This window comes from Undibacterium sp. (assembly GCF_030683615.1).
GTDB classification, from domain to species: Bacteria; Pseudomonadota; Gammaproteobacteria; order Burkholderiales; family Burkholderiaceae_D; genus Undibacterium; species Undibacterium umbellatum.
Map to the genome: position 1 here is coordinate 93,835 of NZ_JAUXQE010000030.1, position 20,983 is coordinate 114,817.

Genomic DNA, 20,983 nt, shown 5'->3' on the forward strand with positions numbered 1-20,983 from the left:
TCAACCTCCGTCCCCAAATCAATTTTTCAATTTCCTCAGGAATCCCATGCATTACAAACACCTCACCCTGCTCATCGCCGCCGCATACCCCGTGCTCATTCAAGCCCAGGAACAAACCCAAAGCGAAGTCCTGATCAAAGCCCAGAGACAAAACTACCGCAGCATCTCCGCCACTGGTGCCACCAAGACCGATGCCTTGCTGGCAGACCTGCCGCAAAGCGTGCGGGTATTGACGGCTGATCTGCTTAAGGACAATGGCGTGACCAGCCTCAACAATGCGCTGGACTTGACCAGCGGCATTGCGCGCCAAAGCAATCTCGGTGGTTTGTGGGACAGCTATGCCATGCGCGGTTTTACCGGCGACCCCAATTTTGGGTCTGACTATATGGTCAATGGATTCAGTTCCAGCCGTGGTTACAATGGTTTGCGCGATACTGCGAGTACACAATCCATAGAGATATTGAAAGGGCCATCGTCTGCACTATATGGCCGTGGCGAACCCGGCGGCACGGTGAATATCATGACCAAGAAACCGCGCTTCAAGCCTGCCTATGATGTTGACCTGACGCTGGCCAGCCACCAGACTTACCGTATTGCTGCTGACCTGACCGGGCCAGTCAGCGAGACCATCGCCTACCGCATCAATGCGGCAGCAGAACAGGGTAACAGCTACCGCGATACCATCAGCAGCAAGCGCAGCTTTGTCTCGCCCTCGCTGGTGTGGCTGATAGGCGAGCACACTACCCTGTCGTATGAACTCGAAGCCAGTGAACAAAAAACACCATTCGACCGTGGCGTGCTGGCCGTGAATGGCAAGCTCGGCCTGATACCCAATTCACGCTTTCTGGGTGAGCCAGGGGATGGCCCGATGACGGTAAACTCACTGGGGCATCAGGTGTTTGTGCAACATGATTTCAACCAGCAATGGTCGCTGCAAAGTGGCTTGTCTTACCGTGACAGTGCGCTCAGCGGTTACTCCACCGAGGCAAACAATCTGTTGGCAGATGGGCGCACCTTGCGCCGCCAGCGCCGCTACCGTGATTTTTCTGCGACGGACAAATCTGCGCGGGTGGAACTGGTCGGCAAATTTGACACTGCTGGCATCAAACACCATGTGCTGCTGGGTGTGGATACCTACCAGTTTGATGACAGCCGCGTGCAGTTGCGCCGCAATCCATCAACCACCAATGCCTATGCGATCGATATCTACAATCCTGTGTATGGCAAAACTGCCGACCCGCTGACGCTGTCGATCAACACCCTGGAGAACCAGCGTGCGCAAGGGTTTTACCTGCAAGACCAGCTTGATCTTGGGGCGCAATGGAAGGCACTGCTGGGCCTGCGCAGTGACCACTATGACCAGACTCTGACTAATTACCGGGCATCCGTTGCCAGCAGCCAGTCACTCAGTGCCACCAGCCCGCGTGCCGGCCTGGTGTATCAACCCATGAAGGGCATATCACTGTATGCCAATGTGGCAAAAGGTTTTAGACCGAATAGCGGCATCAGCATCAATAACACCGCCTTCCCGGCAGAAGAAAGCCGCTCCTATGAAGTGGGCCTCAAGTTTGATACACCAGACAACAAGACCAGCGCCACCCTTGCGCTGTACCGTATCAAGAAAAGCAATGTGCTGACCACCAACCCGGCCAATACTGATTTCTCGATTGCGGCAGGTGAAGTGGGCAGTAAGGGGCTGGAGCTGGATGTGGCGGGCGACATCGCCAATGACCTGCGCCTGTCTGCCGCCTATGCCTATACCGATGCAACCGTCACCAAGGGCGACAACACTATCATCACTGGCAGCCGTTTCCCGAATGTGGCCAAACATAGCGCCAACCTCATTCTGAGCCAGTTATTCAACATAGGCACAGCCAGAGCCAGCGTCGGTGCGGGCATCAATTATGTGGGAGAACGCCTGGGTGACGTGGCGGTGTCTTCGAACTTTATGCTGCCCGCCTACACCACAGTGAAACTGATGTCTTCTTACAGCCCCAGCAAAGCCACGCGGGTTTCGCTGAATGTGGATAATCTGTTCAACAAGCGCTATTACGCCAGTTCATATAGCCAGTTGTGGGTGGCACCTGGTACAGAGCGCAGCATGAGTCTCACCCTGCATCAACAGTTTTGATGGTGTTGACGATGACGGCCAATAATCCAAACCAGCAGCGCATCAACAGTATCGATGCGCTGCGCGGCCTGGTCATGATGATCATGATGTTTGACCATGTGCGCGAAACTTTCTTTTTGCATCAGCAAGTCAGCGACCCCATGGACGTGAGCCAGACTGCGCCAGCATTATTTTTCACACGACTGGCGGCACATCTGTGTGCACCTGTGTTTGTGTTCCTGACGGGTTTGTCTGCCTGCTTGTACGCAAACCCGCCATCTGGCCCGCGTGATGCCAGCGGCTTTCTCATCAAGCGTGGATTGTTGCTGGTGGTGCTGGAACTGACGATCGTCAATTTCGCCTGGGCCGGGCAATTTCCGCCGCCGACCATCTACCTGCAAGTGATCTGGGTCATCGGTCTTGCCATGATTATTCTGGGTTTGCTGCACAAGTTGCCGCCGCTGGTGTTGGGCCTGCTGGGCTTGCTGATCGTGGGCGGGCAGAATGCCCTGGCTGGCCTGAGTTTTGCACCGGGCACCGCATCGTATAGCTTATGGACCTTGCTGCTGCACAGGGGCTATCTCATCAGCGATGCAGCCATCAAGATCAAGGTCAGTTACCCTCTGCTGCCGTGGGTAGGCATCATTCTGCTGGGTTATGTTGCTGGCCATTTGTATGCGACAGGCATCAGCGCCCCGCGCCGTCAACGCCTGTTGGCCATCCTGGGCACCACCGCTCTGCTGATGTTTGTCGTGCTGCGCTGTGTCAATGGCTATGGCGACACCCAGCCCTGGCAAGATCATGGCAACGAACTGCTGACACTGATGTCCTTTTTCAACCTGACCAAGTACCCGCCTTCACTGGACTTCGCCCTGCTGACACTGGGCACAGGCATGTGCTGTTTATCCTTGCTGGAAAAATACCCCGGCAAGTTAAGCCGCATCGCCAGTGTGTTTGGAGGTGCCCCCATGTTTTACTACCTGCTGCATCTGCTTGTCCTGCTGGGCTTGCAAAAACTGATGCTCGCTGCTGTTGGTGCCAGCCATGGACAACGGTTTGGTGTTGAGCATGTCTGGCAAGTCTGGTTGATTGCTGTAGCCCTGATACCAGCGCTGTACTACCCCTGCCGCGCCTTCGCACGTTATAAACGGCAAAGCGGGAAGGCATGGGTCAGATATTTTTGATGGACTACGAATCACCCAGCGGGGTGCCAGGGTGCGCGATCCTCACCGTTTTCTCGACATGGAGATGGCGCGCGCGGCGTACCCAGCCACCAGAAAATATAGCCGGTTTAAGGCCGTGACGTAGTCACAGCGGGAGGCACATTGCGATGCGCTCAGTGTCATCATCGTGCATGGCGAAGAATGAATTTTCCTCTGTGCTTTCCCTTTGCATCTGGAGTGAGAGGTTTACAAAGGCAGCCGTAACTTACGATGTTGTTACAGAGTCTCGTGAATGAAACCATGCAAGATCAAGCCCATCCTGTGCCATCGCAATCTCATCCAGTATAGGTGCGAACGGCACAACAGCCTGTTGCTCCAGCCTGGCATACAACTCTGCCGCGAAGCGGTGCGCATAGTCTTCTTTGGTCGCCTGGGTTTTTGCGGCCCATTCCTCATAGGTGCTGCGGTTCATATCGAGGTGATGACCTATCTCATGCAAGAGTGTACGGTACAGTATGGTATTGCGTGAAGACTGGGCGGTACGCGTAACCTGAACACCGCGACGCGTCACCTCGATTTGATGACCATCTTGCCGCAAGCGTTTTAACTCACGAGCTTGCTCAGGGTTGGTTGACTTGGACCAGATATAAGAGTCAGACATTTGCGCCTCAATGATGACAGCGGCACCACGTTGTTTGCGTATTTCATACCTGTACGCTGCCCGGCCCCACACAGGCTGCAAGATGCCCTGTTTGCGGGTGGGCTGGCGCAGGACGATGAAATCAAAAGCTGCCATCACTTCGTCAGGGCAACCTGCCAGCACCTTGCAAATATCGTCTATGCTGCAAGGGTAAAAGTGACCAGGTCGCGTAGGCTGGACAAAGAACAGCATCTCACGTCCATTGATCTGGCGTTTGACCAGCACATGCGAGCCCAGTTGTTCCAGAAAATACTCACCCCAGGCCTCAGGCACGACCATGCGGTTGTCATCGCCGTGGCCGTGGGCCTTGGTGCCGACATGTTTATTTCTGCGGGTGGGGTTCCAGCCAGGGCGCATGCTTTAAAGATGCTTGATAGAAACGCCAATTGTAATACAGCCCACGGGACTCTACTCCCATACTTCAGTCTGGTGTTTTTTCCTGTAGTAAGCAATGAACTGCAAGATGGCATTCAAACCAAACAGGCCACCGGCAATGAATTTTGCCACTTGCTGGCTCTCTGCAGACTGCAGGGCCCGCAACAAGAAAATCAGGCAGATCAGGAATTGCCAGTCACGGCAACAACCGCCTTCAGGGAAGACTAAAATCAAAGCTGTAAAAATGCTGTCCCTCTTTGATTTCAATGCCCATGCTGCCGCTGATGCCGGTCAGCTCATCGGTGCCTGAATCAGGTACGACCTGTATCGTCAGTTGTGGCTGGCCACGGTTCATGGTGCCGGTGTGCATGAGGACGAAACTGCCCTTCTTGCCCAGCAAGGTGCCTGTTACTCGTTCTATCGCGACATAGCCCGCCGAGCCTTTGATCTCGCCCATGGCTGACAGCATCTCGCCCAGGCTGTGGGCTTGCAAATCGCCATGAAATTGCTTGTCTATCGTCATGCGGCCCAAGTTGGCAGCTTCTATTCCTGGTGCTGCGGCTTGCGGGTTGAGTTTGACTTCAAATGTGCCGCTGATGTGATGTGGGTATTGCATACTCTGCTCCTTTGCGATGGTAGGCGGGAATTGAGGCCTGAGTCTGTCAAGTCGCAGTGTACAGCTAGAACGCACTGGAGGCGACAACAGGCAGGCTGGCAATCGAACCGGCTTACGTTGACCAGACGTATTTTGTGCGGGATTTCAGTCAGTTGGTGGCGATGACTCAGGGAGGATGAGAAGAGTTTGCGTCAGGCAGGGCAGACTTGCAAAATAGATAATTATGTTTTATCTTATATTTTCTCCTCCCCGACAACAAGGAAATAGCATGAACTACGACAATAGCGCGACTGCCCTGTTTCACCCTGAGCTGCAAGCTCCCTTACTGACAAATAATTTTCCGGCAAGCGAACATGCACTTTGCGCAGAATTGTCGCGGCTGGCGTATTGGCGTTACGAAAACGAAGGGCTAGACGACCAAGGCAAATTTGTACGCAAAGAATTCACTAAAATACTTGTCGATGCAGGTTTTAATCACCTGGTGCTGTTGATCGACGCACGCACGGGTACGCAGGGCTTCGCCGCCACCAGAGGAGGGAAAGCCTATGTCGTCTTTCGTGGGTCACAAACGGATGAGCCTGCAGATATCTTCATCGATGGTTTTTTCTTGCCAGTACCATGGAGAGGCAAGGGCTGTGTACATAAAGGCTTTCTGACATCTTACCAAGGTATTGAAGGCCAGCTCAATGAATGGCTTAAAAAGCATCAGGACATGAGGGTCTACTTTACTGGCCACAGTCTGGGGGCCGCAATAGCAACGCTGGCGGCAGCCATCCATACCAACAGCACTTTGATTACTTTTGGATCACCGCGTGTTGGCGATAAAGAATTCGCCCAAGTCTTTGATCTGCGCGATGTTCGTCGGTATGTCAATCATGCCGATCTTGTTACTCGTGTACCACCCGATTCTCTACCCTTTGCTAGTTTGGAATATCTACTAGATATCGTGTATTACGCACATGTACAGGGCCTGCGCTATCTGGATGCAAACGGCAAAGAGGCAACTGGTAAAAATGCGCTAACCAAGTTTGAACACGCCAGTAATTCAGTGTCATTCAACTGGCGCTTACAAGTGCGTGGCATGTGGGATTCAAATGAGACCACAATCAATAGTCGCTCCCTGACTGATCACGCGCCGATCAATTATCTGCGGGCGGTGCTGGATTTGCCAGGGTAACAAGGGGGCCATAGCGCCCCCCGTTTTTTCGCTTTATCAGGCAACAATAAAGTTGGCAATTTCGCTTTGCAGGGTTTCTGCCTGTTGCGTCAGAGCGCCTGCGGCGGCTGCGGTTTCTTCGACCAGTGCAGCGTTCTGTTGAGTATGTTCATCCAGTTCATTGATGGCGATGGCGACCTGCGACACACCGGTTGCCTGCTCTTTAGAGGCAGAGGCAATTTCGGTCAGATAGGTATTGATCTGGCGGGCGTTGTTGACCATGGTGTTCATGGTGGCACCAGCCTTTTCTACGACGACGGTGCCACTGTTGATCTGATCGACGCTATTGGAGATAAGGCTCTTGATCTCTTTGGCGGCATCGGCACTGCGATGCGCCAGGCTGCGCACTTCGCTGGCAACCACGGCAAAACCACGGCCTGACTCACCTGCGCGGGCCGCTTCTACGGCGGCATTGAGCGCAAGGATATTGGTCTGGAAGGCGATGCCGTCAATCACGGAAATGATGTCGCTGATCTTGGAGGACGATGCATGGATATTGTGCATGGTGTCCACCACATCGACGATGACCTTACCACCTTCTTCTGCCACGTTGGCATTGTCGGCGGCAAAGCGCGCCGCCATCAGGGCCTTGTCGGTGGTGTTGTTGACGGTGCTGCCGATTTCTTCGATGGCGGCGGCTTGCTCTTCCAGCGAAGCTGCGGCATTTTCTGAACGCGAGGACAAATCCAGGCTGGCAGAAGAAATCTCGCTGCTGGTGTGGTGCAGGGCGCGCGCCGAGTGGCGCACGGTGCGTATCAGTTCATGCAGGGCATCATACGTCCTGCGCAGATCTATAATCACATCTGCCGTTTCGTCCTTACCCCACGGTGCAGCGGGAGAAACCCGCAAGTCGCCACCCGACATTTCATCCAGATGTTTTCTGATTGTCTGCAACCCGCCGCGCGTCACCAGAAAGAAGCTGTAGAAGAAATAGGCTGCCAACGACATGAAAAAGATAAATAGACCAAATCCTGTATATAGCGCGTTTTTCATGCCTGCGATGCGGTTTGCGAGAATTTCATCAAGCTCAGCCAGCATGTGGCCTGCCAGTAGATGTTGCTCCTCTAAAGCCTTATTCGCATGAGAGATGAAAGCGATTTGAAATTCAGGTGAGAAATTCTGAGTTTCAACGAAATTTTTTTCAAACACTGCTATAAATGAGGATATATCGCTACTGATTTTTTTTGTATCCACTTGCTTCGCCAGAGCGGGATCGGCTCCCACAGCTTTTCCAATCGCTTCCTGTAAACCTTCAAATTCATTTGCTGCAACCGCATGCAGACTGATCAGCTCCACACTCTGCTTAGGGCTGACGTTGCCACGTTGCAATGTCGCAATGCCCATACCACGCAACAAGCCCGTCTGATCAATCACCTGTGGCATATGGCCTAAAGATGCATCCATCAGGTAGAAGCTCGCAACTTCTGGGTCCAGGGTCAAGTTTGAACCATCGGTCACGAGGCCCATCAACTCGATCAGGGCTTTTATATGTTTGCCATGGACTAGTAGAACTTCATCCACCGTCTTTGCAGAGGCTGTCTCAGCATAGGCTGCCTGGACTTGGGCAAAGGCTTTCGCGCTGCCAAAATCAGCCCCATATTTTTTTTCGGCTTCCGCCAATTTGGCCTGCAATACTTTCAGTTTTTCTTTGGTCGCTTCAACCGTGGCAGCAGCTCCTGCGTTGGCAATTGCAAGGCCAGAGTCTCGGCGTAATTGCTGTGCATAGTCGATCATCTGAAAAACAATCTGATTGTATTCGACCCCCTGTCTTTCTTTGGCTGAGAAACTGATATTCTCAAGCGTCTGGTTCACATAATTCCACGATACCAGTGACATGGGGATCAAAAACATCAGGCAAATGACAGCGGCTTTTGACTTAAACCGCAAATTGCGCATGAACACCACGCCCAAGGTCCAGAATCCATGGGCAGCAAAGGCGGAATCATATTTTGGTTTGGCTGCGGGGGCGGCCAAAAACTGCTTGAGCTCTGCACTGGCTCTGACAATATTCGACATACTCACGTCCTTTTGATACGAAGTTTAGCGCTATGTAGGGAGCGAAGTGTGCCTGAAATGTCTCCTGAGACACACAACCCGGCTTTGATGCAAAAACTGACCACGATGCTGCCGCTTGCTGCTTGATGACTTACTTAGCTGATGCAAAATTTGAAACCGTGTTGCACTATCTGATTACTCGTGAGGATGCCCGCTCATCACACGCCGGAGTTCTCGCTCCAGTGCGTCGATCTCCAGAGGTTTGCTGACATAGCCATCGGCTCCCGCGGCGCTCAGTCTGGCTCTGTCCGTTGGTTCCGCATGACCAGTGACCATGATGACACGCTGATGCCTGCCGTTAACCTGCTCTTGTTTGCGCAATGAGGCAAGCGCCTGCAAGCCATCCATATTGGGCATCATGATATCCATCAGAACCAGGTCAAAACGTCTTTTGGCTAATGCAGCCAGGGCCTTTTCACCGTCGTCAACCACCACACCAGTGTGGCCCAGACTATTGAGCAGGATAGTGGCGAGCCTTTGCATGAAGAAATCATCATCAGCCACCAGCACATGCAGTGAAAGTGCATTTTTCCCAGTGCCTGTATCCCCCATGCCTTGCAGTCCTCTGCCAAGATATCAAACCGGTTTTTGATCAGTTTCACCGCATCGCTACTGTGTTGATCGACTTAAAACCAGGGCGAGGAGGCAAATGAAGGTGTTTCTTCAGACTTGCTTATTGAGTACTTAGCTTACCCGAAAAAAAAGTAGAAAAATACGACTTGCACCAAAAATCCACACACGATAATGTCATTAGCAACAATCGTTGACATCCCTTGCATTTGGCAGTTTTAATAATACAAGCACAACATTGCACATACACATTGTAGGAAAATCATGCAATATTGCAATATTAACTTTCATTAAATCTATCTCATCACCCCATGCCCGCCAGCCGACCAAAACAATTCACCCTGCTGCCCTGCCACTTGCCTGGTGTGGAAGCAGTGCGGGCGCAATCCCGGCACCGCTTTGGGCGGCACATGCATGAGCAGTTTGGCATAGGCGTGGTGGTGCAGGGTGCGCAAAAGTCTCTGAGCGGGCTTGGCATGGTCGAGGCCATGGCGGGTGACACGATTACTGTCAATCCTGGCGAGATCCATGATGGCACGCCGATAGGGGATAGCGGGCGCAGTTGGCAGATGCTGTACTTTGAACCGGCGCTGATCGCCAGCCTGATGACCGATATCAGCGAAGGTAAAATGGCCCAGGCCGAATTTCGTCTGCCAGTCATGCGTGATGCACGTATCAGCAAAGCAATGCAGGAATTGTTTGCGACGATGACTGCAACACCGCACGTGGCAATGTTAGCAGAAGAACAAATGCTATTGCTGTTCGCCAGTGTCATGCAACAGCCTGCCGTGCTCGGCCAGACGACGCCGACTGCCATACACCATGCACGCAGCCGCATTGATGACGACCCGACCGCCATCCTCAGCCTGCAAGACCTGGCGCAGCAAAGTGGCATGAGCCGCTTCCAGCTCTTGCGTGCCTTTGCCAAAGTCACGGGCATGACGCCGCATGCCTATCTCCTGCAACGCCGCCTGCACCACGCCCGCCGCCTGATCGCTGCCGGCATTCCGCTGGTGCAAGTTGCCATGGACAGCGGCTTTGCTGACCAGAGCCATCTGACGCGGCTATTTGTGCGCAACTTCGGGATATCGCCAGGGGCTTATAGCACCAAGCGATAAGCTGCAATTTTATTCAAGACACCGCAATTTCAAACTGGCACGCTGTGGTTTTTTCATCCATGGTGAGGCAGGCAATGTCAGAGAAATTAGTGGGATATGTATATTTGGCGCTGGCGATGATCGTCGTTGGCAGCACGGTAGTGGCCAGCAAAATCATAGGCAGTGGCTTGCCGGCCTTCACCGCAACAGCCCTGCGCTTTGCCATCGCCTTCCCCTGCTTTTTAATCTTGATGTGCGTCAACGGTACGCGCCTGCCAAAGCTGGGTAAGCGGGACTGGTTCTTGCTGGTCTTGCAGGCCGGGGCTGGCAGTGTCGGCTACACCACATTGCTGATCGCCGGTATGCACCTCACATCTGCCGCAGATGCCAGCGTCATCATCGGCACCCTGCCCATTGTTTCTGCCGCGATTGCTATTGCTGTTTTAGGTGAAAGGCCACATGCCAGCTTATTGCTGGCGGTGCTACTGGCAGGTGCAGGGGTATTGTCGATTGCAGTCAGGGAAGACGGGTCTGGTAATGATGGTCAGCATTCGCTGCTTGGCAACGCCCTTATTTTTGCTGCTATCGTCTGCGAAGCTTTGTTCATCCTGCTCAATAAACGCCTGAAGACGGCGATACCACCACTGGCCTTGTCCACCATCATGACGGGCCTGGGGCTGGCCTTGTCCATCCTCCCAGCCCTGTTTGAAATGGCATGGCAAACACCCGTCAGCAACAAGGCAATCTGGGCCGTCATCTACTATGCAATAGTGCCGACGGTCGCTGGCTTTTTGCTGTGGTATGCCGGTGCCGCCAAAGTCAGCGGCAGCGAAGCCGCGCTGTTCACCGCCCTCGCCCCGGTATCTGCTGCGGTGCTGGCAGTTGTGGTGCTGGGTGAGACCATCAGTGCCAGCCAGATCACGGGCATCACCTGCGTGCTGCTGGCGATAGGCGGGATGGCTTTGCTGGGCAATGGTCGACCTGTGTTTTCAAAAAGACCAAAAATCTCACCACAGAGACATGGAGACATGGAGACACGGAGACACCGAGATAACACCGAGATTATAAATTAAGCGCGTCTTACCCTAATGCCAGTGGTAGCAAGCAAACTCTCTCAAATATTTCTCTGTGCTTACTCTGTGTCTCTGTGCCTCTGTGTTGAGCGGTCTTGAATGCGCTCGCCGCTTCCTCAGATGGTTCATCGAGCCCCATCTTATGCAAAACCGTGTACATTATGCATCTGTCCAAACCAGCCACCACCCATAGCAGGGCTGTGCCATGATCACAAAAAAAATGCTCCCCTTTTGCATCGCCTTAGCTGCCAGCGTATTGACCGTCACTGCCAGCGCGCAAAGTCTGTCACCGACTGAGCAGCAAATCGTCGCCGCAGTGCATGCCAGATCAGAAGCGGCCCTGCAATTACTGGAGCGCAGCGTCAACATCAATAGCGGCACACTCAATCATGCAGGCGTGCGTGAAGTCGGCAAGCTGTTTCGTGTTGAGCTGGATGGCCTGGGTTTCAAGACCAGCTGGTCTGAGATGCCCGCCGCCATGAACCGTGCCGGGCATTTGCTGGCCGAGCGCGAAGGTAGCCAGGGCAAGCGGGTGCTGATGATAGGCCACCTGGATACTGTCTTTGAAAAAGACAGCCCCGTCCAATTGTGGGAGAGAAAAGGCAAGCGCGTGCGCGGCCAGGGTGTCAATGACATGAAAGGCGGCGACGTCATCATGATCGAAGCCCTGCGCGCCCTGCATGCCGTGGGCGCGCTCGACAATACCCGCATCCAGGTCATCTTCAGCGGTGATGAAGAAAGCGCAGGCCATCCCATCGCCACCTCACGTACTGATCTCATCAATGCTGCCAAACGCAGCGATGTAGCACTGGCCTTTGAAGGCACGGCACTGGACAATCAGGGCAATGCCACCGGCACCATAGGCCGCCGTGCATCAGGCGGTTTTGTGCTGGATGTAAAAGCAAAGCAAGGCCATTCTGCCACCGTGTTTAGCCACACTGGCTATGGTGCGATCTATGAAACTGCGCGCATACTGAACAGCTTTCGCGAACAACTGATAGAGCCCGACCTGACTTTCAACCCCGGCAATATCATAGGCGGCACCGAGATCAGTTACGACGGCCAAAACAGCAAGGGCACAGTCTTTGGCAAAACCAATGTCATCGCCCCCAGCGCCCAGGTACATGGTGACTTGCGCTACCTCAGTGCAGAACAGGGCCAGCGCGCCAAAGACCGCATGAAAGAGATCGTCAGCAACAACCTGCCCGGCACCAGTGCCAGCATACGCTTTAGTGAAAACTACCCGCCCATGTCCCCCACACCCGGCAACTACGCCCTGCTGGACCTGTATTCCAAAGCCAGCTTTGACGCAGGCCTGGGCGAGATAAAAGCCTTCCCACCGGGTGAGCGCGGCGCAGGTGACATCCAATTCGTCGCGCCTTACGTAGACAGCCTGGATGGCCTGGGTGCCACCGGCAGAGGTGCGCATTCACCGGATGAAGACCTGGATATTTCATCAATACAAAGAGCGACGATCAGGACGGCGATTTATTTGTATAGGTTGACGCGGTGAACAAGTAGAATTCGCAATACTACAAATATCAACCAATGAAAATTCAAAGCACGTGACGCACTACAAAAATTTTTGCCTGGCCAGCTGGGAATTCCTGAGTGAAGATGAGGATGTAAAGCACATTGAACTTGTCTCCTTTAGCACGATTCAGGTGCTGCGTAGAGAAGTTCGTTTTCCGAGCAGTCAAGATGAGACTTTACAACTGTCCGGGTGCGTAATTGTAGATCCGGATTTTCAGAAGTCCATCACGTCTGCCGCATTTTCCACCAGGATGACAGGCCTGGTGATTTACATGTTGGACTCGGATGGACGCAAAATTGCGGAATACAATGTAACAGCGACGGGCATTTTGAATGCCAATGTACAGAGTGATGGCGTTATGGACATTGTCTTGGCCGTTACGCATTTTGATCCTGATCTGGAACACGTGAATGTTTTGCAGGCGATGTGGTGCAGAGATAAGCAAACAAAGAATCGTTGGGCTGATCTGGACTTTCTGCAACGCAGGTCATGGCTGAATCTGGTTCGCAAGCATCATTGTCTATGTGAGACTGATATTGAAGATAAACCCGCCAATATGGTGTATGAACTGGATGGAAATTATGTCACCGATTATTCAAGCTTTTTAATCGCACTAGGCGAAGCCATCAATGGCCCAGGCGGCTATTTTGGTGGCTGCTTCTATGCGCTCGCTGATTGCCTTTGTGGCGGCTTTGGAGCAGAGACTCCCTTCACACTGATTTGGAAAGCATCAAATATCGCCAGAATAGCGCTCGACAAAAAGGCACGCATTAAAGAAGTCTTAGCGCAACGCGAATATGCATTGCGAAACCATGATTATGAGGAAGATGAACTGTCAAGCATTGCCGAAATCATGGCACGGGATGACCGGCCATTGTTTGATGAGATTATCGATTTCCTGCAAAGCGAAAAATATATCCGCTTACTATTGGAAAATTAATTTAATGTGTGTGACATCAGCAGGGACGTAGATACGATTAGTGCTTACGTCATCGTACGCATGGTAAGCGGTAAGCCCCCATGCTGCTTGACAATCCCTGGGCTTGCGATGAGATAGAATCTGGCATGCATCACGCTCACATCGCAGAGGTGCAGCTGGACAAGCGAATTGCTTGAGACGGCTTGCAATATGGGGCATCGCATGTGTACGATTACGTTGCACTAATCGTATCTACGCGGGCTAGTTTGTTTTTTCACAAGGCCAATGTCTATAAGGAATGATGATAAACATCACATGAGCAATACAACAAAAAATAAGATGATGAATATTGGGGACAGGCTTATTAACGCCTTCAACACCATTCTTCACGGCCCGGACGAGGCTTATCGCAGGCTGGTCAATCAGCGCAAAGCCAGACGTGGCATGAGAAACATGTATCAAGCCTACGCCATTACTGAGCATAGCGAGCTGAATATGCCTGTACTTGCAGAAAAGATCTTGCTTGATCTTGGCAATGATATTGCAGGAAGACCATTGCAGGTCACCCTGAATTTGTCACACCAGGGTGGAAACCATAAGCAAATAGAGCTATACAATTATCCCCAAAATTATGGCGACATAAGTGACATTATCTGTCTGGAAGGAAGTGAATTCGGTTCCAATTTTATCTACCTCACAGTCAGATATAACGAAGATCAGCGCCATGATTACGGTGAGCAAACCACCACTTTCCCGGAAGGATGGAATGATGACACACCTGATTTTATCCTGAGCGAAAGTCATAAAAAAGAACTTTCTATTCTGCATAGTCAAAGCTGGAATGGAGCAACGCAATCTTCCACATACAAATATGGCTGGAACAGAAGCCGCCAATCCTTTGCTCAAGCTGTGCAGGCTGCTGATTGGAGCAAGGTTCTTGATCTACTCAGCAAAGGTGAAAATCCAAATGACTGGCAACTGAGTGGCGCCTCACGCAATACCGCCATGCATAGTGCTGCTGAAGCAGCAGCCCCGCGCGAAGTCATACAGGCTATGCTGGATATGGGGGCATGGCGCAACATCGTCAACGCCGGTGGCGAGCGCCCACTGGATATCGCCAGACTATACGGCCATAGCCATCTGTTTGACTTGCTGGAACCAGTGCTACTGTTACCTTATTCATCGGCAGAAATGCAAGCCATACAAACTCATCTGCATCAGATCATGAGCAAACCCAGTTTTATTGAAATATATCAGTTACGCCTGCCAGAATTGGGGCCACTACTAGAAGTCGCCGCGCTCAAAATGCACTTTCGCGTACCAGGATACTACGGCGGATACAGATTTTGGCTAGACCCTACTCGTGACCAGGCGACACTGGTAGTTGAAAGCCGCAGCTCCATGGCGAACGGACCAGTGCCACGATGGGAAATCACCTGTACAGGTGCGGAAAGAGTTGAGTCAGTGGACAGCCAATGAAGATCGTGATGCGTCATAAGTGGCCACATTTCATCCGGCTGCCAGGGCTTCATGGAAGCCATAGAAGGCTACGCTAGCCTGGTGTCTTGATACGGCTCAGGTCCATAGGTACGATTAGTGCTTACGTCATCGTACGCATGGTCAGCGGCAAGCCTCCATGAAGCTTGACAATCCCTGGGCTTGCGATGAGATAGAAATTGGCATGCATCACGCTCACATCGCAAAGGTGCAGCCGGACAAGTGGATTGATCGAGGCGACTTGTAATTTGAGGCATCGCATGCGTACGATTACGTTGCACTAATAGTACCTACACGGCCTGCTCGGCGTGTTTGGAACGGCAAAAGCCCGGATTGCTGAGCATTTTGGTGTAAAACACCGAAAACTTACGACAACTTCAGTTGGGAAATATGAAAACAGCATACATCAGCGGGCATTTGAAAATTTCAAAGGAAGAATTCACCGAGCATTACGTCCCCAAACTAGCAGAGGCGTTGGTACGGGGCGACTCATTTGTGGTGGGCGATGCACGAGGAGTAGATGAAATGGCCCAAGTGTATCTCGTCTTACAGACGGCCAAGATTAAGGTGCATCACATGTTTGAGAAGCCTAGAAACTGTGAGTTTGGGCTTGAGACAGTCGGCGGATTCAAATCAGACGAAGAACGGGATGCTGCGATGACCGCGGCAAGTGATTATGATATTGCTTGGGTGAGGCCCGGAAGAGAGAATTCTGGCACGGCAAGGAACCTCAAACGAAGACAGAAATGAAAGAGCCATAGGTACGATTAGTGCTTACGTCATCGTACGCATGGTCAGCGGCAAGACTCCATGCTGCTTGACAATCCCTGACCTTACGATGAGATAGAATCTGGCATGCATCACGCTCACATCGCAAAGGTGCAGCCTGACAAGTGGATTGATCGAGGCGACTTGCAATTTGAGGCAACGCATGCGTACGATGACGTAAGCACTAATCGTATCTGCGCGGACTACTTGCAAGCAGCATTCCCGTTCGCTGTGTCTCTGTGGTGATATTTTTGGTTTTTATCAAAAACCCGGCACTACAAATACGGCGCAATATTCTTCATCGCCCGGTCCACATATTCTTCTTTCTCACCCACCGGGGCGACGTAGTGAATGGCGCTGGCTGCGGCTTCTGTATCTACCAGACGGGCGATGACCCAGGCGGCCAAATACTGCGATGCTAGGCAGCCGCCTGCGGTGGCGATATTGCCCCTGGCGTAAAAGGCCTGGTTGAGTACGTCGATGCCTGCCGCCTGCACCCAGGGTTTGGTGGTCAGGTCGGTGCAGGCTGGCACCTTGTCCAGCAAACCCAGCTTGGCCAGCACCAGTGTGCCTGAGCATTGTGCGGCCAGTAATTGGCGGGATGGGTCAAGCTGCAATTGCGCCATCAGGGCCGCATCTTCCACCACTTCCAGCGTGCGTGAACCGCTGCCGACGATGACGGCATCTGCCGTGCAGGCTTCTTGCAAAGATATCTGCGACTCCATCAGCAAGCCATTCATGGAACGTATTTGTGCAGACGGGCTGGCGATGGAAACGCGCCAGCCTGGAGTCTTGATGCGGTTCAGTATGCCTAAGGCGATGAGTGAATCAAGTTCATTGAAACCTTCAAAACTGAGAATGGCGATGTGCATGTGCGTCTTTCTGGGTGAGGATAAAACTAAAATGATCTGCTCATTGTCCACTCTTGGCCTGCCTTGCGCCTCTGCATTGAGTGGTCTTGATATCGTACGCGCAGCAAGGTGTGCGCCGCCTTCTCAGGTAATCATATCCCAATATTTTTGCGCCATTTCCTCGTCCTCTTCCACGCCTTCGCCATGTTCATACATGAGGGCCAGGGTTTCGGCGGCTTTGGGGTGGCCGGCTTCGGCGGCGCGTTTGTACCATGCCACTGCCAGTGCCATGTCTTGCTCTACGTGGCGGCCAGTAGCGTGGAAAGCACCGATGTTGTACATGGCGCGAGGATGTTCTGCTTCGGCAGCACGGCGCAGGCAGATGATGGCTTTGTCCTCATTGACTTCGACACCTATGCCCTGGGAATGATAGATATACAGCTCAAACATGGCATCGGCATTGCCCATGGCGGCAGCCTTGTTGAGCATTTGCGCCGACCTGGCAGGGTTGGCATCCGTACCAAAGCCATGACAGGTGACCAGTGCCAGCAAGTAGAGGGCATCGCTGTCGTCCTGGTGTTGTACGCACCATTGATGGAGCAGTGCAAAGGCTTGCTGTGCTTCTTCCTCTGTGCAGTCGTCACGACGGTAAAACCAGCGGTAGCGCATCAGCGGCACAGCAGCAGCATGTTTGCCCAGGGCGATCACTTCCAGCAAGACTTGCTCCGCTGCGGGGATATCGGCATCATCGATGGGATTGCGCACCAGCCAGTCGGCCAGCTCTATGCCAGCCTCTGCCAGGCCAAGATCAAGCGCCTTGCGCAAGGCGAGCGGAACCTGGCGTGCTTCGTCCACGGGCAGGATACCTATGATCAGGTCGCCACGTTCTATCCGGTTCAGCATGGCGATGGACCAGGCTTGCAGTTCAGCAGCGTCTGCCAGCGTTGTGGTGGAGGCTATCCATTGCGGTACGTCTTTGGGGTCTATGTTTTGATTCATTTTTTTCTCTACGTTTTATTTCAACATATCATGTCTTAACCATGGCATTTCATTGTGTATGGTGACGGTTACTTCTTCAGTTGCAGCATCGACTTCCACTATGCACAAGGGTTTTGTATCCCAGTGGTTATCAATAGGTATGCCGTTGACACACATCTCTTCTTCAGGTTTGGCGGGTGGCAAAAGGCTAACTTTGAGGGTCACGCTGTTTCTTGGTTTTCCTGGGTTGATAATGACACCAGAGGTGATACGTTCTGCCTCTTCTGCCGGGATCTGATTTTCTCCAAGCAAGTGTTTGAAATGTGCCCAGGCTAGCTCTTCCAATTCTTGCCAGCGACGTTTTCTCTCTACATGTGGATTCATGATTTGCTCCCCTTCTCTTTACGCCACTCCTTCTGGCAATTTGCATAATTCGCAAATTCATAACTGACGCCGACTTCGCCACGGTTGATGGCCTTGGCCTGGGCGAAGACGATGATGTTGAGGATGTTGTCGGGGAGTTCGCGTTCTGTCTTGCCGCTGGCCCACAGGTAGCCGTAGCTGACTGAGCCTTCCTTGAGGCCGACCATCCAGAATTGCGGGCGGCGGCTGTAGATGTCGGTGTTGGCTTTGTCTTTCTTGAGGCTGGGTTTGCCGTATTGCTGTTCCAGCGCATGGGCGATACGGTCGGCGGCGGCTTTGATTTGTGCGCCTGTGCCGCTGACAGCGGTAATGGTACGGGATGCGCCTACCTTGCAGATGCCGCTGATGGGGGCGGTGATGGCGTAGTAGTCACTAAAATCATCTGCCGGTGCCGGGGGCTGGCCCTGGAACAAATGCCTGGCCTTGTCGGATTTGACAAAACCCAGGCTGCTGGCAAGTTCGGTTTCGCTGATGGCCATGGCAAGGCCGAAGGGGCCAGTGTACTTCGCGATGCTGGCCGCTAATGGCAAACTGGCCGCTGCGGGCGGGCTTGCCGGTGGATGAGTGGGAGCACTTGCGGGCAGCAGCGCTGCAGCCTGGCTGGCTGTGGCTTGTTCGGTCGCCGGGCAACCTGTCAGCAGGCAGCATGCGGCTATGCTGCTGATGCAGAGACGGCAACTCATCGGTTTATTCTGCATGGGCAGTGTTCGCATTCATTTTCTTGGCCAGCTTCTTTCAAGCTGACAATGTAATGCGTTTATGCCTGTGTTTGCAACAAGCTTGAGAGATCAATCGACTTGTTTCAGCATCGCCAGGATTTCCTCGCGGGCCTGCGCCTGTTGTTGTTCCCGGGGGATGGTGGCGTCACCGTCCAGGAGTTGGTAGCGGTAATGGGCGAATTGGGAATGGTTGCCGCCGTCAATTTCTACCCATCTGGTTTGTCTGGGCAGCAAATTTTTGTTGGCGATGATTTTTTCTCTGGGGGCGACCTGGTCATTGGTGGCAAAAACTTTGGTCACGGGTATGCGCAAACCCGACAGGTCAGCCGATTTGGGATGGGTGCTGCCCAGCAACAGCATGCCGGCTATATGGTCAGTATCGGTCTGCACATAGCGCGCCGACAGGGCAGCGCCCAGGGAATGACCGGCAATCACCCAGGATGGCAGGCCGGGGTGGGTGCTGATGATGTCTTTGGCTTGTGACAGGACGATTTCCTTGTGGGATTCCAGCGGGGCAAAGCGCCAGGGCAGTTTGATGATGAATACCGTAAAGCCGGCTTCGGCCACTGGCCTGAGCAGGGGGATATAGGCATCTGCTGCAATGCCGCTGCCGCAGAAAAAAATCAGGCCACGTTTTGGCTGGGCCAGCAAGGGGCGCAATTCCAGGGATGCCGGGGTGTCAGTGAGTGCGATGCTGGTGCTGGACTGGAACATGCTGTCATCGACATCGCGGGTCCTGACATTGTTGATCATCCAGAGGGTGGACAAGGTGGCAAAGCTGAAAAAGAAATAGCGTATCCAGCGATGGATACGGGTTTTTACAGCGAATGGTGGCTTGCTCATGGCAAACATGGCGGGGATTCCATCAAGGCAGGATAGGAGTATGGCCAGGCCAGCCGCACTCTTTTGCTCCATTATAGGCGTTCTGCCGGTCTATGCCCAAAGTCTTGCTATCTCTGGATTATTTGATGCTTTTGACAATAAGCACAAATCTGTCTTTGAGTTTCAAATCCGAACCATGGGCTACGAGTACTTGAAGTACGATAAAGTTCAGCTTGCTGGCCCACAAAAAGGATTATCCTTGCGTCGTCGTTTTAGCGATTGCTGTAACCTTAATCCCTGGCGTATATTGCTGCCTGTCATCAACCCACCACGGATATCCATGGCACGATTACTCAACACCAGCCTGTTTCTGCTTCTGCCCCTGCTCAGCCAGCCTGCCGCAGCCACTGAAGTCCCACCAGCAGCTACCGCCGCAGAAGAACCGCAGTCGGTCGCCGTGAGCGGCATCAAGAATCCAGAACTGCGTTCTTACCGCAATATGCTGGCCGGGCTGGACATGTTTGAGAGCAAGCACCATCTGGCACCAACGGCGGACAACTTGCGTTTCGTGCTCAAGCCCAGGCATGCCAGTACGTCGCTGGCCGGGCTGAGCCTGCGCATCGCTAATGATGACATGTCCATCCCGGTGGCGGTTGCTGCTGATGGCAGCTTTATCTTGCCACGTGACCAGGCAGCAGCCGATGGCGATGCCGAATTGATGCTCAATCGCGCACGTGGTGAATTCAGTGGCATGCCGCGCGTGAACAGCGCCAATGTCCCGGCAAATATGCGCCGCCTTGGTGATGTGCGCCTTGAATGCCAGGTCGCCATCGCAATTGCCAAGAAAGAATTCAATGTCTTGCTGCGTGCCGCTGCCGCAGTGGCTTTAGGCGGCACCGACTGGTGCCTGTCATCCAGGGTCAGCTATGGTACTTTTACACCTTTCCCGACGGACAGCGTCAGCCTGGTGTCGGGTGATAAACGCACGGTGCTTTTGAGTGGCCATCGCCTGAAGTATGCGGTGCTGCCACTTGCTGACCGCAACTGGCCTGACGATACCCTGGTCGAATTCCAGCCATCACCAGCCACCAGCATTGCCCATTTCACTGCCCAGCCCATCTACCTGAGCGGCACCATGAACAAATGGGATAACTCTTTGCCCTTGACGCAGGTTGATGCCAGCAATTTTAGCGTGGATGTGGTTTTAGCCAAGGGCATCAGCAAGTTCAAGATAGTGTCGAAAGACTTCAAAATGGTCGAACTTGGCATAGGCGATACCAGGGCCAATGAAACCAAAGGCAATTTCGCGATCAATACTGGCAAGGCCCTGGCCTGGGCAGGCAAGGATGTGTGGTTTGAACCGCCACAGGCTGGCAAGTATAGCTTTGCGTTGAATGTGGCTGATCCGGATGCGCCGGTGTTGACGATTACGGCGCGGGAGTAGTGGATGCGGGTTGTGCGGGTGTGGGTTGCAACAATATAGCTTGGGCCGCCCCT

At 53.1% G+C, this 20,983-nt stretch carries 20 protein-coding genes; 10 read left to right on the top strand and 10 right to left on the bottom strand.

The annotated features are described in order from the left end of the window. Positions 1 to 46 precede the first annotated feature (46 nt). Both Q8K39_RS14920 and Q8K39_RS14925 read left to right on the top strand, forming a co-directional pair. Positions 47 to 2,131, top strand: coding sequence for a TonB-dependent siderophore receptor (locus tag Q8K39_RS14920; RefSeq protein WP_305261347.1), 2,085 nt, complete (start codon positions 47 to 49; stop codon positions 2,129 to 2,131). Positions 2,132 to 2,142: 11 nt separating this feature from the next. Next, a complete protein-coding gene (locus tag Q8K39_RS14925; protein ID WP_305261348.1) occupies positions 2,143 to 3,294 on the top strand; it encodes a DUF1624 domain-containing protein in 1,152 nt (383 codons plus the stop codon). Positions 3,295 to 3,538: 244 nt separating this feature from the next. Here the strand turns inward: Q8K39_RS14925 and Q8K39_RS14930 are convergent, their stop codons facing one another. The 3 genes from Q8K39_RS14930 to Q8K39_RS14940 are packed head-to-tail and all read right to left on the bottom strand — an operon-like array spanning position 3,539 to position 4,964. After that, on the bottom strand, positions 3,539 to 4,330 hold the full coding sequence (locus tag Q8K39_RS14930; protein ID WP_305261349.1) for an ImmA/IrrE family metallo-endopeptidase: 792 nt from the start codon (positions 4,328 to 4,330) through the stop codon (positions 3,539 to 3,541). 51 nt (positions 4,331 to 4,381) lie between these two features. Further along, entirely contained in the window at positions 4,382 to 4,582 is a 201-nt protein-coding gene (locus Q8K39_RS14935) for a hypothetical protein (protein ID WP_305261352.1), read from the bottom strand. Beyond that, a complete protein-coding gene (locus Q8K39_RS14940) occupies positions 4,563 to 4,964 on the bottom strand; it encodes a DUF3224 domain-containing protein (RefSeq protein WP_305261353.1) in 402 nt (133 codons plus the stop codon). Before Q8K39_RS14940 ends, Q8K39_RS14935 begins: the two co-directional genes overlap by 20 nt. Positions 4,965 to 5,232: 268 nt before the next feature. Here Q8K39_RS14940 and Q8K39_RS14945 point away from each other — a divergent pair, with 268 nt between their 5' ends. Continuing rightward, the gene (locus Q8K39_RS14945) at positions 5,233 to 6,141 is read left to right on the top strand and encodes a lipase family protein (protein ID WP_305261355.1); all 909 of its coding nucleotides are present in this window, start codon (positions 5,233 to 5,235) and stop codon (positions 6,139 to 6,141) included. Between the two features lie 36 nt (positions 6,142 to 6,177). On the opposite strand, the gene Q8K39_RS14950 is transcribed toward Q8K39_RS14945, so the two are convergent. Both Q8K39_RS14950 and Q8K39_RS14955 read right to left on the bottom strand, forming a co-directional pair. Beyond that, positions 6,178 to 8,196, bottom strand: a complete 2,019-nt coding sequence (locus tag Q8K39_RS14950) for a methyl-accepting chemotaxis protein (protein ID WP_305261356.1) — start codon at positions 8,194 to 8,196, stop codon at positions 6,178 to 6,180. A 174-nt stretch (positions 8,197 to 8,370) separates the two neighbouring features. After that, on the bottom strand, positions 8,371 to 8,787 hold the full coding sequence (locus tag Q8K39_RS14955) for a response regulator (protein ID WP_305261358.1): 417 nt from the start codon (positions 8,785 to 8,787) through the stop codon (positions 8,371 to 8,373). 329 nt (positions 8,788 to 9,116) lie between these two features. On the opposite strand from Q8K39_RS14955, the gene Q8K39_RS14960 reads away from it, so the two are divergent. The 6 genes from Q8K39_RS14960 (at position 9,117) to Q8K39_RS14985 (ending at position 15,675) form a co-directional block, all read left to right on the top strand. After that, positions 9,117 to 9,923, top strand: coding sequence for an AraC family transcriptional regulator (locus Q8K39_RS14960; RefSeq protein WP_305261360.1), 807 nt, complete (start codon positions 9,117 to 9,119; stop codon positions 9,921 to 9,923). A gap of 74 nt (positions 9,924 to 9,997) precedes the next feature. Next, the gene (locus tag Q8K39_RS14965; RefSeq protein ID WP_305261362.1) at positions 9,998 to 10,975 is read left to right on the top strand and encodes a DMT family transporter; all 978 of its coding nucleotides are present in this window, start codon (positions 9,998 to 10,000) and stop codon (positions 10,973 to 10,975) included. 205 nt (positions 10,976 to 11,180) lie between these two features. Next, positions 11,181 to 12,488, top strand: a complete 1,308-nt coding sequence (locus Q8K39_RS14970) for a M20/M25/M40 family metallo-hydrolase (RefSeq protein ID WP_305261364.1) — start codon at positions 11,181 to 11,183, stop codon at positions 12,486 to 12,488. 52 nt (positions 12,489 to 12,540) lie between these two features. After that, positions 12,541 to 13,449, top strand: a complete 909-nt coding sequence (locus Q8K39_RS14975) for a barstar family protein (RefSeq protein ID WP_305261366.1) — start codon at positions 12,541 to 12,543, stop codon at positions 13,447 to 13,449. Positions 13,450 to 13,743: 294 nt separating this feature from the next. Further along, entirely contained in the window at positions 13,744 to 14,907 is a 1,164-nt protein-coding gene (locus tag Q8K39_RS14980; protein ID WP_305261368.1) for a hypothetical protein, read from the top strand. A gap of 408 nt (positions 14,908 to 15,315) precedes the next feature. Beyond that, entirely contained in the window at positions 15,316 to 15,675 is a 360-nt protein-coding gene (locus Q8K39_RS14985; RefSeq protein ID WP_305261370.1) for a hypothetical protein, read from the top strand. Positions 15,676 to 15,968: 293 nt separating this feature from the next. Here Q8K39_RS14985 and Q8K39_RS14990 read toward each other — a convergent pair whose 3' ends face one another. The 5 genes from Q8K39_RS14990 to Q8K39_RS15010 form a co-directional block, all read right to left on the bottom strand. After that, on the bottom strand, positions 15,969 to 16,565 hold the full coding sequence (locus Q8K39_RS14990) for a DJ-1/PfpI family protein (RefSeq protein WP_305261371.1): 597 nt from the start codon (positions 16,563 to 16,565) through the stop codon (positions 15,969 to 15,971). 123 nt (positions 16,566 to 16,688) lie between these two features. Further along, positions 16,689 to 17,543 carry a tetratricopeptide repeat protein gene (locus Q8K39_RS14995; protein ID WP_305261373.1) on the bottom strand — a complete coding sequence of 285 codons (855 nt, stop codon included), beginning with the start codon at positions 17,541 to 17,543 and terminating at the stop codon, positions 16,689 to 16,691. A gap of 15 nt (positions 17,544 to 17,558) precedes the next feature. Then, entirely contained in the window at positions 17,559 to 17,906 is a 348-nt protein-coding gene (locus Q8K39_RS15000) for a hypothetical protein (RefSeq protein ID WP_305261376.1), read from the bottom strand. Beyond that, positions 17,903 to 18,658 carry a hypothetical protein gene (locus tag Q8K39_RS15005; RefSeq protein WP_305261377.1) on the bottom strand — a complete coding sequence of 252 codons (756 nt, stop codon included), beginning with the start codon at positions 18,656 to 18,658 and terminating at the stop codon, positions 17,903 to 17,905. Before Q8K39_RS15005 ends, Q8K39_RS15000 begins: the two co-directional genes overlap by 4 nt. Before the next feature lie 75 nt (positions 18,659 to 18,733). Beyond that, positions 18,734 to 19,579: an alpha/beta hydrolase gene (locus Q8K39_RS15010; RefSeq protein ID WP_305261379.1), complete on the bottom strand. Its 846-nt coding sequence runs from the start codon at positions 19,577 to 19,579 to the stop codon at positions 18,734 to 18,736. Positions 19,580 to 19,682: 103 nt separating this feature from the next. Between Q8K39_RS15010 and Q8K39_RS15015 the strand changes: the two genes are divergently transcribed. Then, positions 19,683 to 20,930 carry a hypothetical protein gene (locus tag Q8K39_RS15015; RefSeq protein ID WP_305261381.1) on the top strand — a complete coding sequence of 416 codons (1,248 nt, stop codon included), beginning with the start codon at positions 19,683 to 19,685 and terminating at the stop codon, positions 20,928 to 20,930. Positions 20,931 to 20,983: the final 53 nt, after the last annotated feature.

What these genes read in the sequence shown, in the direction of transcription:
- Q8K39_RS14920 (WP_305261347.1), top strand. Translation starts at nt 47, where the DNA reads ATGCATTACAAACACCTCACCCTGCTCATCGCCGCCGCATACCCCGTG.
- Q8K39_RS14925 (WP_305261348.1), top strand. Translation starts at nt 2,143, where the DNA reads ATGACGGCCAATAATCCAAACCAGCAGCGCATCAACAGTATCGATGCG.
- Q8K39_RS14930 (WP_305261349.1), bottom strand. Translation starts at nt 4,330, where the DNA reads ATGCGCCCTGGCTGGAACCCCACCCGCAGAAATAAACATGTCGGCACC.
- Q8K39_RS14940 (WP_305261353.1), bottom strand. Translation starts at nt 4,964, where the DNA reads ATGCAATACCCACATCACATCAGCGGCACATTTGAAGTCAAACTCAAC.
- Q8K39_RS14945 (WP_305261355.1), top strand. Translation starts at nt 5,233, where the DNA reads ATGAACTACGACAATAGCGCGACTGCCCTGTTTCACCCTGAGCTGCAA.
- Q8K39_RS14950 (WP_305261356.1), bottom strand. Translation starts at nt 8,196, where the DNA reads ATGTCGAATATTGTCAGAGCCAGTGCAGAGCTCAAGCAGTTTTTGGCC.
- Q8K39_RS14955 (WP_305261358.1), bottom strand. Translation starts at nt 8,787, where the DNA reads ATGGGGGATACAGGCACTGGGAAAAATGCACTTTCACTGCATGTGCTG.
- Q8K39_RS14960 (WP_305261360.1), top strand. Translation starts at nt 9,117, where the DNA reads ATGCCCGCCAGCCGACCAAAACAATTCACCCTGCTGCCCTGCCACTTG.
- Q8K39_RS14965 (WP_305261362.1), top strand. Translation starts at nt 9,998, where the DNA reads ATGTCAGAGAAATTAGTGGGATATGTATATTTGGCGCTGGCGATGATC.
- Q8K39_RS14970 (WP_305261364.1), top strand. Translation starts at nt 11,181, where the DNA reads ATGATCACAAAAAAAATGCTCCCCTTTTGCATCGCCTTAGCTGCCAGC.
- Q8K39_RS14980 (WP_305261368.1), top strand. Translation starts at nt 13,744, where the DNA reads ATGAGCAATACAACAAAAAATAAGATGATGAATATTGGGGACAGGCTT.
- Q8K39_RS14985 (WP_305261370.1), top strand. Translation starts at nt 15,316, where the DNA reads ATGAAAACAGCATACATCAGCGGGCATTTGAAAATTTCAAAGGAAGAA.
- Q8K39_RS14990 (WP_305261371.1), bottom strand. Translation starts at nt 16,565, where the DNA reads ATGCACATCGCCATTCTCAGTTTTGAAGGTTTCAATGAACTTGATTCA.
- Q8K39_RS14995 (WP_305261373.1), bottom strand. Translation starts at nt 17,543, where the DNA reads ATGAATCAAAACATAGACCCCAAAGACGTACCGCAATGGATAGCCTCC.
- Q8K39_RS15000 (WP_305261376.1), bottom strand. Translation starts at nt 17,906, where the DNA reads ATGAATCCACATGTAGAGAGAAAACGTCGCTGGCAAGAATTGGAAGAG.
- Q8K39_RS15005 (WP_305261377.1), bottom strand. Translation starts at nt 18,658, where the DNA reads ATGCGAACACTGCCCATGCAGAATAAACCGATGAGTTGCCGTCTCTGC.
- Q8K39_RS15010 (WP_305261379.1), bottom strand. Translation starts at nt 19,579, where the DNA reads ATGGAGCAAAAGAGTGCGGCTGGCCTGGCCATACTCCTATCCTGCCTT.
- Q8K39_RS15015 (WP_305261381.1), top strand. Translation starts at nt 19,683, where the DNA reads ATGGGCTACGAGTACTTGAAGTACGATAAAGTTCAGCTTGCTGGCCCA.